Origin of the sequence: Nonomuraea sp. NPDC049028 (genome assembly GCF_043197735.1) — a bacterium.
In the GTDB taxonomy this organism is placed as follows: domain Bacteria; phylum Actinomycetota; class Actinomycetes; order Streptosporangiales; family Streptosporangiaceae; genus Nonomuraea.
In genome coordinates this window covers 170,201-185,257 of record NZ_JBICTR010000005.1, presented here as the reverse complement: position 1 = coordinate 185,257, position 15,057 = coordinate 170,201, and the positions used below count along the sequence as shown (strand labels likewise).

Annotated in this window: 18 protein-coding genes; 7 read left to right on the top strand and 11 right to left on the bottom strand. The window is 67.8% G+C overall.

The features are described from left to right. Positions 1 to 68: 68 nt before the first annotated feature. A complete protein-coding gene (locus tag ACGFJ2_RS20450; protein ID WP_357938621.1) occupies positions 69 to 665 on the bottom strand; it encodes a TetR/AcrR family transcriptional regulator in 597 nt (198 codons plus the stop codon). Positions 666 to 756: 91 nt separating this feature from the next. On the opposite strand from ACGFJ2_RS20450, the gene ACGFJ2_RS20445 reads away from it, so the two are divergent. Further along, positions 757 to 1,191: a nuclear transport factor 2 family protein gene (locus tag ACGFJ2_RS20445; protein ID WP_357938619.1), complete on the top strand. Its 435-nt coding sequence runs from the start codon at positions 757 to 759 to the stop codon at positions 1,189 to 1,191. Between the two features lie 53 nt (positions 1,192 to 1,244). Here ACGFJ2_RS20445 and ACGFJ2_RS20440 read toward each other — a convergent pair whose 3' ends face one another. Together ACGFJ2_RS20440 and ACGFJ2_RS20435 are read right to left on the bottom strand one after the other, a co-directional pair. Further along, entirely contained in the window at positions 1,245 to 1,433 is a 189-nt protein-coding gene (locus tag ACGFJ2_RS20440; RefSeq protein ID WP_393470392.1) for a hypothetical protein, read from the bottom strand. A 180-nt stretch (positions 1,434 to 1,613) separates the two neighbouring features. Further along, entirely contained in the window at positions 1,614 to 2,111 is a 498-nt protein-coding gene (locus ACGFJ2_RS20435; RefSeq protein ID WP_393470389.1) for a ricin-type beta-trefoil lectin domain protein, read from the bottom strand. A gap of 225 nt (positions 2,112 to 2,336) precedes the next feature. Here ACGFJ2_RS20435 and ACGFJ2_RS20430 point away from each other — a divergent pair, with 225 nt between their 5' ends. Further along, entirely contained in the window at positions 2,337 to 3,527 is a 1,191-nt protein-coding gene (locus ACGFJ2_RS20430; RefSeq protein WP_393470386.1) for an ankyrin repeat domain-containing protein, read from the top strand. Positions 3,528 to 3,870: 343 nt separating this feature from the next. Here ACGFJ2_RS20430 and ACGFJ2_RS20425 read toward each other — a convergent pair whose 3' ends face one another. Continuing rightward, positions 3,871 to 4,590, bottom strand: coding sequence for a DUF6461 domain-containing protein (locus tag ACGFJ2_RS20425; protein ID WP_393470383.1), 720 nt, complete (start codon positions 4,588 to 4,590; stop codon positions 3,871 to 3,873). A gap of 611 nt (positions 4,591 to 5,201) precedes the next feature. Between ACGFJ2_RS20425 and ACGFJ2_RS20420 the strand changes: the two genes are divergently transcribed. Continuing rightward, entirely contained in the window at positions 5,202 to 5,951 is a 750-nt protein-coding gene (locus ACGFJ2_RS20420; RefSeq protein WP_393471407.1) for an SDR family oxidoreductase, read from the top strand. A 192-nt stretch (positions 5,952 to 6,143) separates the two neighbouring features. Next, entirely contained in the window at positions 6,144 to 6,578 is a 435-nt protein-coding gene (locus tag ACGFJ2_RS20415; RefSeq protein WP_393470381.1) for an Rrf2 family transcriptional regulator, read from the top strand. 529 nt (positions 6,579 to 7,107) lie between these two features. Here the strand turns inward: ACGFJ2_RS20415 and ACGFJ2_RS20410 are convergent. The 7 genes from ACGFJ2_RS20410 to ACGFJ2_RS20380 form a co-directional block, all read right to left on the bottom strand. After that, positions 7,108 to 8,076, bottom strand: a complete 969-nt coding sequence (locus ACGFJ2_RS20410; protein WP_393470378.1) for a C-terminal binding protein — start codon at positions 8,074 to 8,076, stop codon at positions 7,108 to 7,110. Positions 8,077 to 8,121: 45 nt separating this feature from the next. Continuing rightward, complete coding sequence (locus tag ACGFJ2_RS20405) at positions 8,122 to 8,781, bottom strand: hypothetical protein (RefSeq protein WP_357938603.1); 660 nt, start codon at positions 8,779 to 8,781, stop codon at positions 8,122 to 8,124. Between the two features lie 50 nt (positions 8,782 to 8,831). Then, on the bottom strand, positions 8,832 to 9,524 hold the full coding sequence (locus ACGFJ2_RS20400; RefSeq protein ID WP_393470375.1) for an HAD family hydrolase: 693 nt from the start codon (positions 9,522 to 9,524) through the stop codon (positions 8,832 to 8,834). Positions 9,525 to 9,603: 79 nt separating this feature from the next. Then, the gene (locus ACGFJ2_RS20395; protein ID WP_357938599.1) at positions 9,604 to 10,407 is read right to left on the bottom strand and encodes an amino acid ABC transporter ATP-binding protein; all 804 of its coding nucleotides are present in this window, start codon (positions 10,405 to 10,407) and stop codon (positions 9,604 to 9,606) included. 27 nt (positions 10,408 to 10,434) lie between these two features. Then, complete coding sequence (locus ACGFJ2_RS20390) at positions 10,435 to 11,184, bottom strand: amino acid ABC transporter permease (RefSeq protein WP_357938597.1); 750 nt, start codon at positions 11,182 to 11,184, stop codon at positions 10,435 to 10,437. 29 nt (positions 11,185 to 11,213) lie between these two features. Continuing rightward, complete coding sequence (locus ACGFJ2_RS20385) at positions 11,214 to 12,131, bottom strand: transporter substrate-binding domain-containing protein (RefSeq protein ID WP_357938595.1); 918 nt, start codon at positions 12,129 to 12,131, stop codon at positions 11,214 to 11,216. 100 nt (positions 12,132 to 12,231) lie between these two features. After that, positions 12,232 to 13,278, bottom strand: a complete 1,047-nt coding sequence (locus ACGFJ2_RS20380; RefSeq protein WP_357938593.1) for a LacI family DNA-binding transcriptional regulator — start codon at positions 13,276 to 13,278, stop codon at positions 12,232 to 12,234. A 282-nt stretch (positions 13,279 to 13,560) separates the two neighbouring features. Here ACGFJ2_RS20380 and ACGFJ2_RS20375 point away from each other — a divergent pair, with 282 nt between their 5' ends. Genes ACGFJ2_RS20375 through ACGFJ2_RS20365 form a run of 3 tightly spaced genes read left to right on the top strand, consistent with a single transcriptional unit; the run spans position 13,561 to position 15,043 of the window. Beyond that, complete coding sequence (locus tag ACGFJ2_RS20375; RefSeq protein ID WP_393470369.1) at positions 13,561 to 13,947, top strand: ArsR/SmtB family transcription factor; 387 nt, start codon at positions 13,561 to 13,563, stop codon at positions 13,945 to 13,947. Beyond that, positions 13,944 to 14,696, top strand: a complete 753-nt coding sequence (locus ACGFJ2_RS20370) for a cation transporter (protein WP_357938589.1) — start codon at positions 13,944 to 13,946, stop codon at positions 14,694 to 14,696. Before ACGFJ2_RS20375 ends, ACGFJ2_RS20370 begins: the two co-directional genes overlap by 4 nt. Continuing rightward, a complete protein-coding gene (locus tag ACGFJ2_RS20365; RefSeq protein ID WP_393470365.1) occupies positions 14,693 to 15,043 on the top strand; it encodes a DUF3703 domain-containing protein in 351 nt (116 codons plus the stop codon). The genes ACGFJ2_RS20370 and ACGFJ2_RS20365 overlap by 4 nt, the downstream gene beginning before the upstream one ends. Positions 15,044 to 15,057 lie beyond the last annotated feature (14 nt).

Genomic DNA, 15,057 nt, shown 5'->3' with positions numbered 1-15,057 from the left:
TGCCGGGGCCGATCAGTATGACGGCGGGGATTTGTACGGTGTCGCGTTGTTTGCTTTCGCTTCGAGGCTCACCCAGAGTTCCGGCCACAGCCAGGCCGCATTTCTCCGGAGCGGAGTGCCAGTAGCCGGTCGACCAGCACAGCCGGGGTGCTCGGTTCGGCGCCGAACAGCAGGGCGGTGTAGAGCGGGGCGATGACGATCTCCATGATCTCGTGCAGGGTCGGCGGGTCCTCTCCACGCGCCTTCGCCTGGTCCAGCATCTCCTGCACCTCCTCGTAGCGGCGGGACAGGGCGGGCGGCAGTTCCATACCGGGCTGGCCCAGCCGGGCCGCGACGAGGGTGCGCAGCAGCAGCTTTCCGTCGGGCCCACCGATGTCCTCGGCCGCGCGCCGGACGTAGTCCTCCAAGTCCGTGCGCAGGTCGCCGGTGTCGCGCACGCGTGAACGCGTGGTCAGCCTCTCGGTGACCGCGTCCAGCAGGAGTCCGTCGAGTGAACCCCAGCGCCGGTAGAGCGAACCCAGGGCCACGCCGGAGCGCTCGGCGATCTGGGCGAGGGTGAGCTGGGCCAGCGGTTGCTCCAGTGCCAGCTCGTCAATGGCACGCAGGACGTCGGCACGTACGCGGGCGGTGCGTCCACCGGGGCGCGCGGAGCTCTGATTCGGCATGTCGCCATCTTAACGAGAAGAAGTTGACGTTTAGGCGATCCCTGACCTATCTTAAAAGAGAAGTTCTTCTCTTTAGTAGCTGGAGTGCACCATGACCGTTCGCGACGCCGCTCAGCAAGCCTTCAAGAACCACCTCGAGTACCTGTCCTCCGGCCGGATCCCAGACTGGGTGGAGCTCTTCACCGACGACGGGGTCCTGGAGTTCCCCTACGGCCCCGCCGACTTCCCCAAGGAGGTACGCGGCAAGGCCGCGCTCTTCGACTACATGAAGAACTTCCCGGAGCACTTCAAGGTGGACTTCGTTGACCTGCGTTTCCACGAGACCGTTGACCCGTCGCTGGTCATCGCCGAGTTCAAGAGCGTGGGCACTGCCATCAGCACCGGTAAGCCGTACCACCAGACCTACATCTCGGTCGTCGAAACGATCGACGGCAAGATCAGCCGCTACGTCGACTTCTGGAACCCGCTGGTCGCCGCCGAATCCCTGAACGCGACCGACGGCCTCTACGCGGCCTTCGACAAGTAGGCCCGGTGGTAAGCATCGCGTCACACGGCCCAAACGAGCGGCTTCGCCGCAGGTCACGGTGCGCAACTCCGTCTACCCGCTGAGAGGTCCAGGCCGCCGCCCGCGACCGCCAGGACTTCGCCGACGTCGACCACGCCGGCGAAGACGTCCCGCAGGACGTCCGGGACGTCCTGCGGGACGTCCCCGGGCCCGCGGGGCGGAACTGGGACGAGCGCGAAGTAGCGCTGAGTAGCCGCGATCACGCGGCGGGCCGCCCGCTCCCGGCTCGGAGCGGGCGACGGTGCGGCTAGGCGCTGTTGAAGCCGACGACCTCGCTCGGGGTCCTGCTGGCGTAGCCGGCGCCCTTGTTGGGGCCGGCCAAAGGCGAGCCCAAAGTCATGCAGCGGTCGTACTGACTACCTAGGCGACGGAGAGCCGAGAGGTCATCCGCAGGGGGCGGTGGTGACGCCGGAGGTGTTCGGGTCCGCGGTCAGGCACCGACTGTGCCCATTGCTCCGGGTCCAGATCTTTCCCTGCGGCACGCCGTCGAACTCCATGAACCACTGCTGCCCCGGGGTGCTGTTGCCGCACGGGGCGGTGGTGACGCCGGAGGTGTTCGGGTCCGCGGTCAGACACTGACTGTGCCCACTGCTCCGGGTCCAGATCTTTCCCTGCGGCACGCCGTCGAACTCCATGAACCAGTATTGCCCCGGGGTGCTGTTGACGCACGGGGCGGTGGCGATGGCGGAGGTGTTCGCGGTCAGGCACTCGCTGTGCCCACTGCTCCGGGTCCAGATCTTTCCATGCGGCACGCCGTCCAACTCCATGAACCACTGCTGCTCCGGCGTTTGGGCCGCGGCAAGCGATGGGTTGACGAGAGCCAACCCGACCGTCGCCACGGTGACGGCCAGGGTCAGACCGGCCAGCGAAAGTTTGATCACGAGGATTCCCCTTTTCGGGTCTCGGAAGTGTCGACTTCTCAGATCTATCACTCTCTGTAGTTAATCAGCGACATATAGTTAGATTGGGTTGCCGAGCCTCGCTGGTGGACCGCTTCCAGCGGCTTAAAGCCTGTACGGAGTTGAGATCACAGGGATGGTCACAGTGCTGAGCCGAGATCGAGGATCAAGCTGAACAGTGGGGCATACGGGCTCTAGCATCCGATCATGGATGATCCGGCCGCTGCTGTGCTCGACGCCGTAGCCAGAGGCGACTCAGCCGCTCTCATCAGACTGTTCGCGCAGAACGTCGATCCCGCCGTAAGCGGCGAATTCCACCTGGTGGCGTATGACGCGGCGGACACCGGCCAGATCGATCTGGTGCGGCCATTCCTGGATGCGGGCCTGCCCGTGGACGCCGAGGTCAGTTCATCGGGGTGGACACCGCTCATGTGCGCGGTCGGTGCCCGCAGCCTTCCGCTGGTGGAATTCCTGATCAGCGCGGGTGCGGACGTCAACAGGGCCGGGCGCGGGGCAGAGGCGGCCACGGTCCTGACCCTGGCCCTGGAACTTGCGGAGTCGCAGGCGATCGTATCGGCGCTGCTGCGCGCGGGCGCCGACCCGAACCTGTCCCGGCCGGACGGCTGGACGCCACTGATGCTGGCCGCCTTGGAGGGGGATGTCGAGGTCATCCAAGCCCTGGTGGCGGCCGGCGCGGACGTGCTCGCGTCCAAGGACGATGGGAAGGTCACGGCGGCCGGTGTCGCCGACAGGGAAGGACACAGCGATGCCGTACGCGTGCTGCGCGAGCTGGGCGCGGCCGACCCGGTCGACCTGTGCGCCGCACGGCTGACCCGCTTGGTATCGGAGATATCCGCCTGGCTCGCCGAGCACGCGCGTCCCGACCACGCATCACTGGTCAAGGCCCGAGGCGCCGCGGACCCAGCGGCGGTGGCCGAACTCCAGGCGGCGATCGGAGAGCCGCTGCCCGCCGACTTCCTGGCGTACCTGCGGCTGTTCGGCGGCCACGGTGGACTGCCCTACTACGAGTACGAGGGGATGTCGGTCGAGCAGATGCTGAGCCGGTGGCGGAGCCTCAAAGAGCTGCACGATCAAGGGATTTTTGACGACCTGGAACCCCGCGAACTCGACCCGGTCGAGGGCTATGTGCGGTACGTGTGGTGGCACCCGGGCTGGATACCGTTCGCCGAGGACAGCGGTGGCAACTTGTTCTGCATCGATCTCGCGCCCGATGACATCGGACGCCGTGGCCAGGTGATCCAGTGGGAAATCCACGGCGGCCCGTTCGGCCCGCAGGCCCAGTCATTCGAGGACCACCTGCGCGGACACCATGACGTGCTGGTCAGCCGGCGGCACACCCATGATGAGGAGGGACGGCTGGAACGGCCCTGGCCCTAAGGTCAGCATTCATGCAGACGTCGTCTCCCCAGGGCTAGGGCCCTGTTGGCCCCGCACTCCGGGGTCAGCTTGCATCGATCATCCCCGGTCCAGGTCTCGGCGAGATCCTTACCTGGACGAAGGGTCGTACCGCTGATCGATCCGGGTCAGGGTAGAGCTGTCTCGATAGTGGCGGCTGTAGTCGGCGTGGCGTTGGTGGCGGGAGTTGTCTAGGTGCTGAGCCCGGGGGCGCACTGGGTGCTGGAGCACGTCGATGGGGTGGCGGTCGGTGGATCGGCGGGGTTGACCGGCAAGGACCTGGCGGCCGCCCTGGACGCGGTCCGCGGCCGGGTGCTGGCCCTGGCTACCGGTCTGGCCGCGCTGGTCCGCGATCTACTACACCGCGCGCAACGCCAACACCGCCCGGTGCACCTTCCAGCTCGGCGAGCGCGGCCATGTGACCGACCGCTACGGCAAGGCCATCGAGCAGCTCGGCAGCACCCAGGCCCCGGTCCGCCTCGGTGGTCTGTACGCCCTGGAGCAGCTCGGCCAGCCACTCCGCCTCCAGACGCCCGCCGGCGAGCATCTCGCCCAAGGTCAGGGCCGCGCTGCGGAGATCGTCCTGTTCCGCCAGCTCGGGCCAGGCCGACAGCACGTCGGGCAGGTCTTCGAGGTCTTCCAGCTCTTCGGGGTCGAACAGATCCGCCGTGACGAGGACGCGACCGTGCTCGGCATAGGCGAGTTGCCCGTCCCCGTTGGCGTTCCAGAACACGCTGAGCGCCCGCCCTTGCCGCGCCAACCGAGCCAGAACCTCTGGACGCGTCCCTTGAAAGCCATTGGGCTCGACCAGGACGGTCCAGGATCCCAGGCTTCCGGCCATCGCCGCGCCGGCCCGAGCGGGAAGCGCGTCGTAGGCCGCCTGTACGGTCTGCGCGAAAGTGCGCCTGCCCGAGCCGTCCTCCTGCCCTCCCGCCGCGACGAGCGCCTCATTGGCCGGCATGCACTCGATCCACGTGACGCACAACGGCACGTCCAGGTTCTCCTCCAGCAGCTTGCGATAGTGCGTCAGCGCATCGGAGTCCAATGTCGTCTCCCGGCAAAGAGAAAGGGCCCGGCCCACCGGAAAAGCCGGAAGCCGGGCCACACCTTATGCGACACGGTTACGCTCGAACCACCAGCCCATCCAGGATCCCGCGGTGGAGTTGTCGGTCGCCAGAATCGCGCGAGCCGAATAGTTGGTGCCCGCCAGTGACGCTCCTTGGTGAGTGGCGGAAAAGGGGAACTCATCGCACGATCGGGTGATCGTGTTTCCCTGGGGGTCCTTGAGGTTCCGGGTGTGAGCGACTGCAAGCGGACGGGTTTGTGATGGAGTCCAACCCGCTGCGTGGCATCACCTCGACGCCACCTACGTCGCCAGCGTGATCCGTGGACGTGACCTCGCCGAGAAGTGACAGCGGCCGACGGGGTGCGGATCCCTGGTTCCTCCGGCGGCTGTGGTGCTCGCCGGGTTCGGCGATGCGCGGGCGGACGTCGAGCAGGCTCATGTTCTGGGAGCCGCGCCCTGCCTCTGACCAGGGAGGACTAAGTTGACACCCTTGTTGAAACAATTATTGCTACAACTGCCGTCACCGTGTCGCGGTGCTGGCCAAGCCGCAAAAAACCAGTTACTTCCACATCGACAACAGGAGTGCAGTCATGGGTCAACTTGAGGGCAAGACAGCTGTCATCACCGGCGCCACCACCGGTATCGGCCTGGCCGCCGCCCGGCGCTTCGCCGTGGAGGGAGCCCACGTATTCATCACCGGTCGCCGCCAGGACGTCCTGGACTCCGCGGTCGCCGAGCTCGGCTCCAACGTCACTGGTGTGCGTGCCGACGTGTCAGATCTGGCCGACCTCGACCGGCTGTTCGCAGCGGTCGCCGAGCGCGGCCGCCCGGTGGACGTGCTGTTCGCCAATGCCGGTGGCGGTGAGTTCGCTCGCCTGGAGCAGATCACCGAGCAGCATTTCGACACCACCTTTGGCAGCAACGTGCGCGGCATGCTGTTCACCGTGCAAAAGGCCCTGCCGCTGCTGGCCGACGGAGCCTCGGTGATCCTGACCGGCTCCACCGCAGCCACCAAGGGCGAAGAGGCGTTCGGCGTCTACGCGGCATCGAAGGCCGCCGTCCGCTCCTTCGCGCGCACCTGGGCGAACGAGCTCAGGGACCGCGGCATCAGGGTCAACACCCTAGTGCCCGGCCCGATCGAGACTCCCGGCATCACCGGCCTGGCCGCCAACGAGGAGAAGGCGCAGCAGCTCAAGGCCCACCTCGCCAGCACCGTGCCGCTGGGCCGGATGGGCCGCCCCGAGGAGTCCGCCGCGGCCGCACTGTTCCTGGCCTCCGACCAGAGCACCTTCACCACCGGCAGCGAACTGTACGTCGACGGCGGCCTCAACCAGACCTGACATCGATGGGCGGCAGGAGGTGGCGGCCGGGCTGAATGCGGTGATCTACCAGACACTGCTGGGGCCGCTGACCTCACCGGCCTGCGCATCGGCGAAGCGATCGCGCTGGACGAGGCCGCCGAAGGAACAGGGATGGAGGCTTGACGCCGATAGTAGCAACAATTAATGTTACGACGCCGAGGAGGTGGCGGAGTGGGCGCCAACAGCAGACTCACCATCGCGGTCCATGCGCTGACCTGGATGGAGGTCCACCGACGCCAGGGGAACGAGATCTCCACGTCGGAGCAGATCGCGGGAAGCGTCAACACCAATCCCGTGGTCATTCGCCGACTCCTGGGAGAGCTGCAGAAGGCGGGACTCGTGGAATCTCGCCGTGGCGCGGGAGCCGGTTGGACGTTGAGCCGCGAACTGGAGTCGATCACACTGCTCGACGTCTATCGGGCGGTGGAGCCTGGCGTTCTGTTCGCGATGCACCGGTCGACGCCGAATCTGGAGTGTCCGGTGGGCGTGGGCATCCAACCGGCCATGCAGGAGATCTACGACCACATTGAGGAGACCCTGCGAGCCGAACTCGCCCGCACCACCCTCGTCGAGGTAATGCGGGAAGTACTGTCCGGTGCCGGCTGAGGCCGATCCACTCATAGGCGGGCAGGCGCCGAAGACCTTTTTTTACGACTTGATGTAACAAACTTAGTTACTACGGAGGAAACGACGCTGAAGCCCACCAACGAGGCCGGCACGCGAGAGCAATGGCCGCCAGTTCCGCATGCCCGTCGCCTTCCACTTCACCGTGACGGACGGCCTGATCACACGCCTGCACTTGTACGAGGACACCTTCCTCGTCGTGAAGTCACTAGGCATTCTCGACTCACAGTGACGGCTTCGGGGTACACCGCCCGCTTCTCGCGTTCGGCCAGGGCCCGGTAGATGCTGCGCCCACCAAGGCGGTCCACAGCACCCGGTCGGTACGGATGCCGGCCGCCTTGGCCGCGTCCACGTTGCCGCCGATGGCGTACAGGGCACGGCCGTTTGGGTTATGAGGGACTCATTGAGCACTTCCAGGGGCGGCCGATCGCACCCTGGAAGGTCACGAAAGCGCCCGCGAGAACGACACGACCATCGGCGGCGCCACCGTCACCCGCCAGGTCTCCATGAGTCAGTCGGTGTCGAGCGGCTGGTTCACCGCGTTGCGCGGGCGTAGCCCGCTCAGTGCGGCACGGACCTCGGTGAACACCCCATGGGTGAGGTCCGCCAGCGACTCCTCGGAGTAGAAGCCCGCGTGCGGGGTCACGATCACGTTCGGCAGACCAAGAAGCTCCTCGTGGACCTGCGGAGGTTCGGCCGCCAGGACGTCGAGGGCCGCGCCCGCGATCCGGCCGGCCCGCAGTGCCGCCACCAGTGCCTCCTGGTCGACGAGGCCGCCCCGTGCGGTGTTGACCAGGTAAGCAGTGGGTTTCATCGCCGCCAGCCGCGCGGCGGAGATGACGTGCGTGGTGGCGGGCGTCAGTGGGGCGTGCAGGCTGAGCACGTCGGCTTCGGCCACCAGCCGCTCGAGCGGCACCAACTCGGCGGCCCCCGCGCGAGGATCTCCAGGGTCGATCACCGGATCGGTCGCCAGGACGCGGAACCCGAGCGCGGCGGCTCGGACAGCGACCGCATGGCCGGCATGGCCCATACCGAGCAGGCCGAGGACCTGCCCCCGGGTACGCCGGAGCGTACCGGCCTGGCGGTAGTCCCATCCGCCACCCCGTACATGATCGTGATATCTGACGATGCCCCGGGTCGAAGCCAGGATCAGCGCCACGGCGTGGTCGGCCAACTCCTCCACACAGTAGGACGGCACCCGCGACACATAGATTCCGGCCGCCGTCGCGGCGGGCACGTCGATGTTGTCGACGCCCACGCCGTACTCGCAGATCAGCCGGCACCGCTCCAGCCCCGCCACCAGCGCGGCGGGCACCGGAACGGTGTCGGTGACGATCACGTCAGCCGAGCGGCACAGCTCGAAGGCGTCGTGACGCCCGGAGGCGTCGATCAGCTCGGCCTCCGGGCCCACCAGGGCGGGATCCAGCCCCTGCGGCTCCGGGTGGTCGAGCACCACCACCCTTTTCAGCGTTGCCATCATTGTCCTTTCCTAAAAGTCCTTTCCTAACAGTCCCTTCCGGAAAACTCAGAGGATCTCGTGCTTGCGGAAGGCGTCGACGATTCCCATACCGGTCCGCAAGTCGTGACGCATGGCGTCTTCGCGTGCCAGCTTGTCCCGGACCGCCGAGACGATCGGCTCGATCGCCTCGGCGGGCACCACCACGATCCCGTCGGCGTCGGCGACCACCAGGTCGCCCTGACGCACGGTGACCCCGCCGCACTCGACATCCGTGCCCAGGCTGTCGACGTCGAGCCGTCCCAGGCTGTCGAGCGGGTTGAAACCGGCTACGAAGGACGGGAAGTTCATCTCGGTCAGGGCGTGCGAATCGCGTGCGTAGCAGTCGCCGACCAGTCCCACCGCGCCCTTCCTGGCAGCGGCCGTGGCCAGCAGTTCACCCCAGAACCCGGCCTTTCGAGCGTGCGACACGACCAGCAGGTCACCTGGGCGCAGCCCGTCCACCGCGGCCAGCTCGTTCGTGTAGTAGTTCGCGGTGTCGGCGGGCTTGGCTTCGACCTCCACCACGTGCATGGTGGCGGCGAAGCCGGCCACCCGGAAGTCCGGGGACACGGGCCGGATGTGCGGCGCCATCACCGCACAGGGGAGCCCCGCCTGGTCGAGGCAGTCCGCGACGGGGGCGGAGCGCAGTTCGGCCAGCGCCGCCAGGAACGCGCTATCTCTGGTCATGGGCAGTTCTTCTCCTTGCGTCGGGGGGTGGAGGCGTCGGGATCCGGGTCTCATCGCAGCGGGTCGATGCCGGGCGCCGCTCCCATGTCCAGGGCGCGCCCTACGACGTCCGCCAGATCCTTGGCATCCGGAACGGCGATCGTGGCGAGCGAGGGGTCATGGCCACTGCGGTCCCGGTCGATCCACACGCGCGGCAGTCCGAGCCGGGCGGCGGACACGATGTCGGCCATCCAGCTGTTGCCGACGTGCACCCAGTTCGACGGCCCCGCGCCGGTACGGGCGGCGAACTCGCGGAAGTGGTTCAGCACCGGCTTGTAGGAACGGACCTGCTCCGCGGTGACCACCTCGTCCAGCGGTTGACCGAGCGTACGGACCGAGTGGGCGAACAGGTCGTCGTCGCAGTTGGTCAGTACGGCCGGCCGCCATCCGGCCGAGCGCAGCCCGGCCAGGGCATCGGAGGCGTCCGGGAAGGCCGGCAACCGATCCCAACCGTCCGCGAGCAGGTCGTGCTGCTCGGCCGTCAAGGGGATCAGCTCCCGGGCGGCAGCCTGTTGCAGCGTTTGTGAGAGCACCTGCCGGTAGGACAGATGCGGCTGCCGGGCGGCGATCGGCGGTTCCAGGTAGGCGAGCGCGTCGACGAGCGCGTCGGTGCGCTCGCCGGCGAGCGGCTGGACGATCTCGGCCAGACCTGCCTTCCAGTTCATCAGCGTGCCGTAGCAGTCGAAAGTAACCCAGCGATCCATCTCATCTCCTTTTTGGTTCCCGCTCGGGACGTGCTCGGCCGCGCGGCTGTCAGGCGGGTGTCGTCGCGGCCACGAAGGGTCAGTGAACGGTGTGCGGCTCGGTTTCCATGCCCGTGATGAAGGCGCGTGTACGCGGGTGCTGCGGGTTGCCGATCACCTCCTGGGCGTCCCCCTCCTCGACGATGACGCCGTCGTCGAAGAACGCCACGCGGTCGGCGACGTCCCTGGCGAAGCCCAGTTCGTGGGTGACCACCACCATGGTCATGCCTTCCGCCGCCAGCTCCTTGATGACGCCCAGAACCTCGCGGGTGGATTCGGGATCGAGCGCGGAGGTGGGTTCGTCGAAGAGCAGCGCGACGGGGTTCAGCGCGAGGGCCCTGGCTATGGCCACGCGCTGCTGCTCCCCGCCCGACATGGTGTCCGGGGTCCGCAGCGCCTTGTCCGCGAGGCCGACCCTGTGCAGCATCCGCAGCGCCTGGTCGACCGCTTCGGGCTCGGGCACCTCGGCGCCGTGCACCAGCGGCAACACCACGTTCTCGGCGGCCGTCAGGTGGGGGAAGACCTGGAAGTTCTGGAAGACCATGCCGACCCGGCGGCGCAACCGTACGAGATTCTGGCCCCGAACGGCCGCACCATCGGCGAAAATCGTCTCGCCCTCGATCTCGATCGTGCCGCTCGTCGGGCGTTCCAGAAGATTGACGCAGCGAAGTACGGTGCTCTTGCCTCCCCCGCTGCGGCCCAGGACGCTCATGACCTCGCCGTGGCGGATGTCCAGGGCAACGCCCTTGAGCACTTCGTGGCCGCCGAAGCTCTTGCGCAGACCGCGCAGCCGGATCGCCGGCGATTCGCTCTCCACCACCGGTCGGGAAGGGGACGTGCTCATCACAGCTTCTTTCGTGTGGATTCGGTGTCAGGACCGGCTGGACGCGTACAGGGCCGTGCCGTCCTGTTGCGCCTGCCGGATCAGGCCACACACCCGGCGGCGGCTGGGCGACAGCGCGTCACCGGCGTGCATCCGGCGCTCAAGCCGCAGCATGAGGCGTGACAGCGGAGCGCACAGGGCGAGGTAGATCAGACCGATCACGATGTAGACCTGCAGGGCGCGGAAGGTGTCCGACGCGATGAGCGTGCCCTGTGTCATCAGCTCGCCACCACCGATCGCGACCATGAGCGAGGTGCCCTTGAGCAGGTCGACCATCATCGTGCTGGTGCCGGGGACCGCGATCCGCGCGGCCTGGGGCAGTATCACGTGCCGCAACGTCCGGCCGGATGACAACCCCAGCGCGTAGGCGGCCTCACGCTGGGCCTTGGGTACGCCACGCAGGCCGGCTCGGAAGATCTCGGAGAGGTAGGCGCCGTAGAACAGGGCCAGCCCCAGGCTCCCCGCCTGGAAGGCGCTGAGGTTGACGCCGACCGAGGCCAGGCCGAAGTACAGGATGTAGAGTTCGGTGATCAGCGGGAGGTTTTTGAACGTCTCGGTGTAGATCTGCGCTGCCGCGCTGACCGGTCTGAACTTCGCCAGCCGGGCCAGCGCCGTCACCAGGCCGATGACGGCCGCCGCCACGAAGCTGACCACGGTGTAGCTGAGAGTGCTGAGAAACGCGGCCCACAGATCCGGCACGTAGTCGGCCCACGGCACGCCCTGGAACAGGTCGTTCATGCGTCATCCTCCTTACGAGCGCCCTCTGATCAGGGAATGCTCGGAGCTTTCCAATCCGCGGGCCGATCCGTCGCGCGCCGCTGGGCGCTGAACTCCCGGTAGGGCTTGAGCATCGTCTCCGGATCGCCGCCGTACTTACGGACGATCTGGCCGGCCTCTCCCGACGCGTAGAACTCGCGGATGATCTTGCTGAGCTTGCCCTCCAACGCGCTCTCGGCCTTGTTGAGGTACCACCCCGTCATGAGCGGGAGGAATGCCGAGTACTGGGGCTGGGCGGCGAGTTGTGCCGCGTCCGGTGGGGTGAGCGGCACGACATCGTAAGTGGACTTCGGGTCCCGCTGCCGGGAGTAGGAGACAGTGAGCGGGTCGAGGAAGGCTACGTCGATGCGGCCGGCGTTCAAATCTTGCAGCGTGTCCTGATAAGTCGGGTATGTGTGGACTTTCGCGCCCGGCACCTTCTGCAGGGCCGGAACGTAGACGAAGCCTTGACCGGTGCCCAACTGCTTGCCCTTCAGCCCGTCGACGGTCGTGACCTTCAGGCCTTGCCGCTCAGCGAGCACGACCGGCGAGTAGAAGGGCGGGTCGGTGAAGATCCCTTCCTGCGCCCGCTCGGCTTTCCAGAAGATGTCGCCGATCCCGATGTCATAGCGGTGGGCCTGGACGCCGGCCATCAGGCCGGTGAAGTTGACGGTGTACGGCTTCACTTCCAGGCCGAGCTTGTCCGCTGCCTTGTTGAACAGCTCACCGTCGAGGCCGATGAGCTTGCCGTTCTGTACGCCGATGTAGGGCATCGTGGGGACGATCGCCACCTTGACCACGCGGGCGCCGGAACCTTCTTCGGCGGCGGAGCCGGTGGTCCCGCAGGCGACGAGCAGAGTCGCGAGCGAGACGCCCGACATGATGGCAAGGCTCCGTCGCATCTGGCCGATCGTGGTCCGGGCGCGCATGTCGTCTCCTTCTAGCAGCGAGGCTTCTAGAACGTTAAAGCTTCGATGTCCAGGATGCTAACTGTTGCTACTAGAACGTTCAAGGGGGTGCGGGCGATTATCAGGCAGATGCGCGGAGAACCAGCTGATTGCTCAGGACCACGTGGGGCTCGCTGATGGGCCGCCCGGCCAGGCGGTCGAGCAGCAAACCAGCGGCCTTCCGGCCCATCTCGTACGCGGGAACACGGACCGTGGTCAGTGGTGGATCGACGAAGCGGGAGAACTCGAAGTCGTCGAACCCGCAGATGGCGACGTCATCCGGAACCCGGCGCCCGAGTTCCCTGGCCGTGTGAATGGCTCCGATGGCCAGCACATCGCTGGCGCACATGATGGCCGAGGGCGGATCGGCCAGCTCCAGCAGCCGGCGGGCCATCCGCTCGCCGCCATCCGCCTGCCAGGTCGCCTCGAAGAGCTCCAGGTGCGGCGACACGCCACGCCCGGCGGCGGCCAAGGCGTCCCGGTAACCGAGGTGACGCTGCTCCACCACCGCCCACGGCAGCTTCGCCGCGATGAACGCGATCCGCTGGTGCCCCGCGGCCAGCAGATGCTCGGTAAGCCTGCGCGCGCATTGACGCTCGTCGGTCCGTACCGAGAGCAGCGCCGTATCGTGGACGACCTCATCGAACAAGACGAACGGCACGCCCGTCCCGGCCAGCTGCCCGATGTAGTCCTGCCGCAGCCCTGGTTCGCCGGACATCAGCACGACCGCGCCGTCCACCCGGCCCGCGTGCAGCGGACGCACCAGCGAACGTTCGGCCGCAAGGGGGCGCTCGGCGCGCAGCAGCAGCTCATAGCCCTCGTCGCGGGCGATGTCCCCCACCCCCGCGACGAGCAGACTGGTCAGCGGGTCGGCCATGAAGCTCGGAGCCTCATCGAGAAGCAGAAAGCCGAACGTCCGCGTGCTCGACGAGCGCAGCCCACGAGCCGCGGCGTTGGGGTGGTAGGCCAAGTCCTTCATCGCCTGCTCCACCCGCGCCCGCGTCTCGGGGGTCATCTGGCTGGACCTGTTGTGCAGCACATTGGAGACGGTCTGCATGGAGACGTTGGCCAGCTTGGCCACGTCGCGCACCGTCGGCCGACGGTTGCCCGGATTAGATGACTGAGCCATGGTTACTTGAACGTTACAGATTCCGTAGCACGCGGACAAATCGCTGAGCCTGGATGAGCGCTTCGGGGCGGCGGCAGGAAGCCCAGACGGGGGATGAGCGCTTGAGCGCATGCCTGCCTCCACACGCCAAGACCTGGCCGACCGCCTGCAAGAATTCACCCTCGCCGCGACACACCACTGGCCCTCCACCGGTCCGTTATTGGTACATCGCCCTGCCAGGCGATCTTGACGCGCAGACCAGCCCCTTGCGCTGACATGCCCGCATCGGGCTATCATCGCCATATGGCGATTGCTTCTGAAGGTGGCCGGTGCGTCAGCGCTGACATCGCCGCCGGCATCTCTCCGGCGGCGGCGCTGTTCCACTCTCTGGCCGATGAGACCCGGCTGCGCATCGTGCAGCGGCTCGCGCGCGGCGAGGCCCGCGTCGTGGATCTGACCAGCCAGCTCGGGCTGGCCCAGTCCACGGTGTCCAAGCACCTGGCCTGCCTGCGCGACTGCGGCCTGGTCGACTACCGGGCCGAAGGACGGCAGTCGTTCTACAGCTTGACCCGGCCCGAGCTGATGGACCTGCTGGCCTCGGCCGAGCACCTGCTGGGCGCCACCGGCCACGCTGTGGCGCTGTGCCCGGTCTATGGTGTCGAGAGCGGCGACGGGGTAGCGATGTCATGAGCGCCGTGAACCTGCCCGGCATCGGCATGCCCCCGGCTCCCGACCCAGCCCGGCGCGCCATGCTGCGGCGCCGAATCCGGCTGCTGGTGGCAGCGACCATCACCTACAACGTGATCGAAGCCATCGTGGCGATCACCGCGGGCACCATCGCCTCCTCCGCCGCGCTCATCGGGTTCGGCCTGGACTCGATCGTGGAGGTCGCCTCGGCTGCCGCGGTGGCCTGGCAGTTCTCCGTCGCCGACCACGAGCGGCGGGAGAAGGTGGCTCTGCGCGTCATCGCGATCTCGTTCTTCGCGCTGGCCGCGTACGTGAGCTTCGACGCCGTACGGGCGCTGCTCGGCGTCGGCGAGGCCGAGCACTCCACGCCCGGCCTCATCTTGGCCGCGCTCTCTCTGGCGGTCATGCCGTTCCTGTCGTACGCCCAGCGCCGCGCCGGCCGCGAGCTCGGCTCGGCCTCGGCCGTTGCCGACTCCAAGCAGACCCTGCTGTGCACCTACCTGTCCGCGGTGTTGCTCGTGGGGCTGGCGCTCAACAGTCTGTTCGGCTGGTCCTGGGCCGATCCGATCGCCGCCCTGGTCATCGCCGCGGTCGCGGTCAAAGAGGGCCGCGAGGCCTGGCGCGGCGACGCCTGCTGCGCCATCCCCGCCGCCACGGCACTCACCCCGGCCGCCGGCGCCGCCGAGCCCGCCGCCGGACCCGACGGCTGCGCCAGTGGCTGCTGCTCGTCCGCACAGGAGGAATCCCGATGATCGGCCGTCCGATGCCCAGCCGCGTGCGGGCCGCCTACCGCGCCGAGATGCGCGCCGCCCGCACCACCACCGGCCCCGAGGCCAGGTGGCGGCACCTGGAACGGGCGCACATCATCTCCCAGCCCTGGCCCTGGCCGCACACGGCCAACCACATCGCCATGTTCGCCCTGGCCGTCCGCCTGCGCGACCGGCGCGAAGCCCTCGGGCAGGTCGTGCGCATCATCGTGGCCGCGCCAGGCTCGGCGCTGGGCCGCTACCCCGAGGGCAACAGCGGGCGCGCCATGGTGGGACTGACCCAGCCCATGCCGATGCCCGCCGACCTGGCCGAGCTCCTCCAGACCGCCTGAACCGGCCGGAGAGG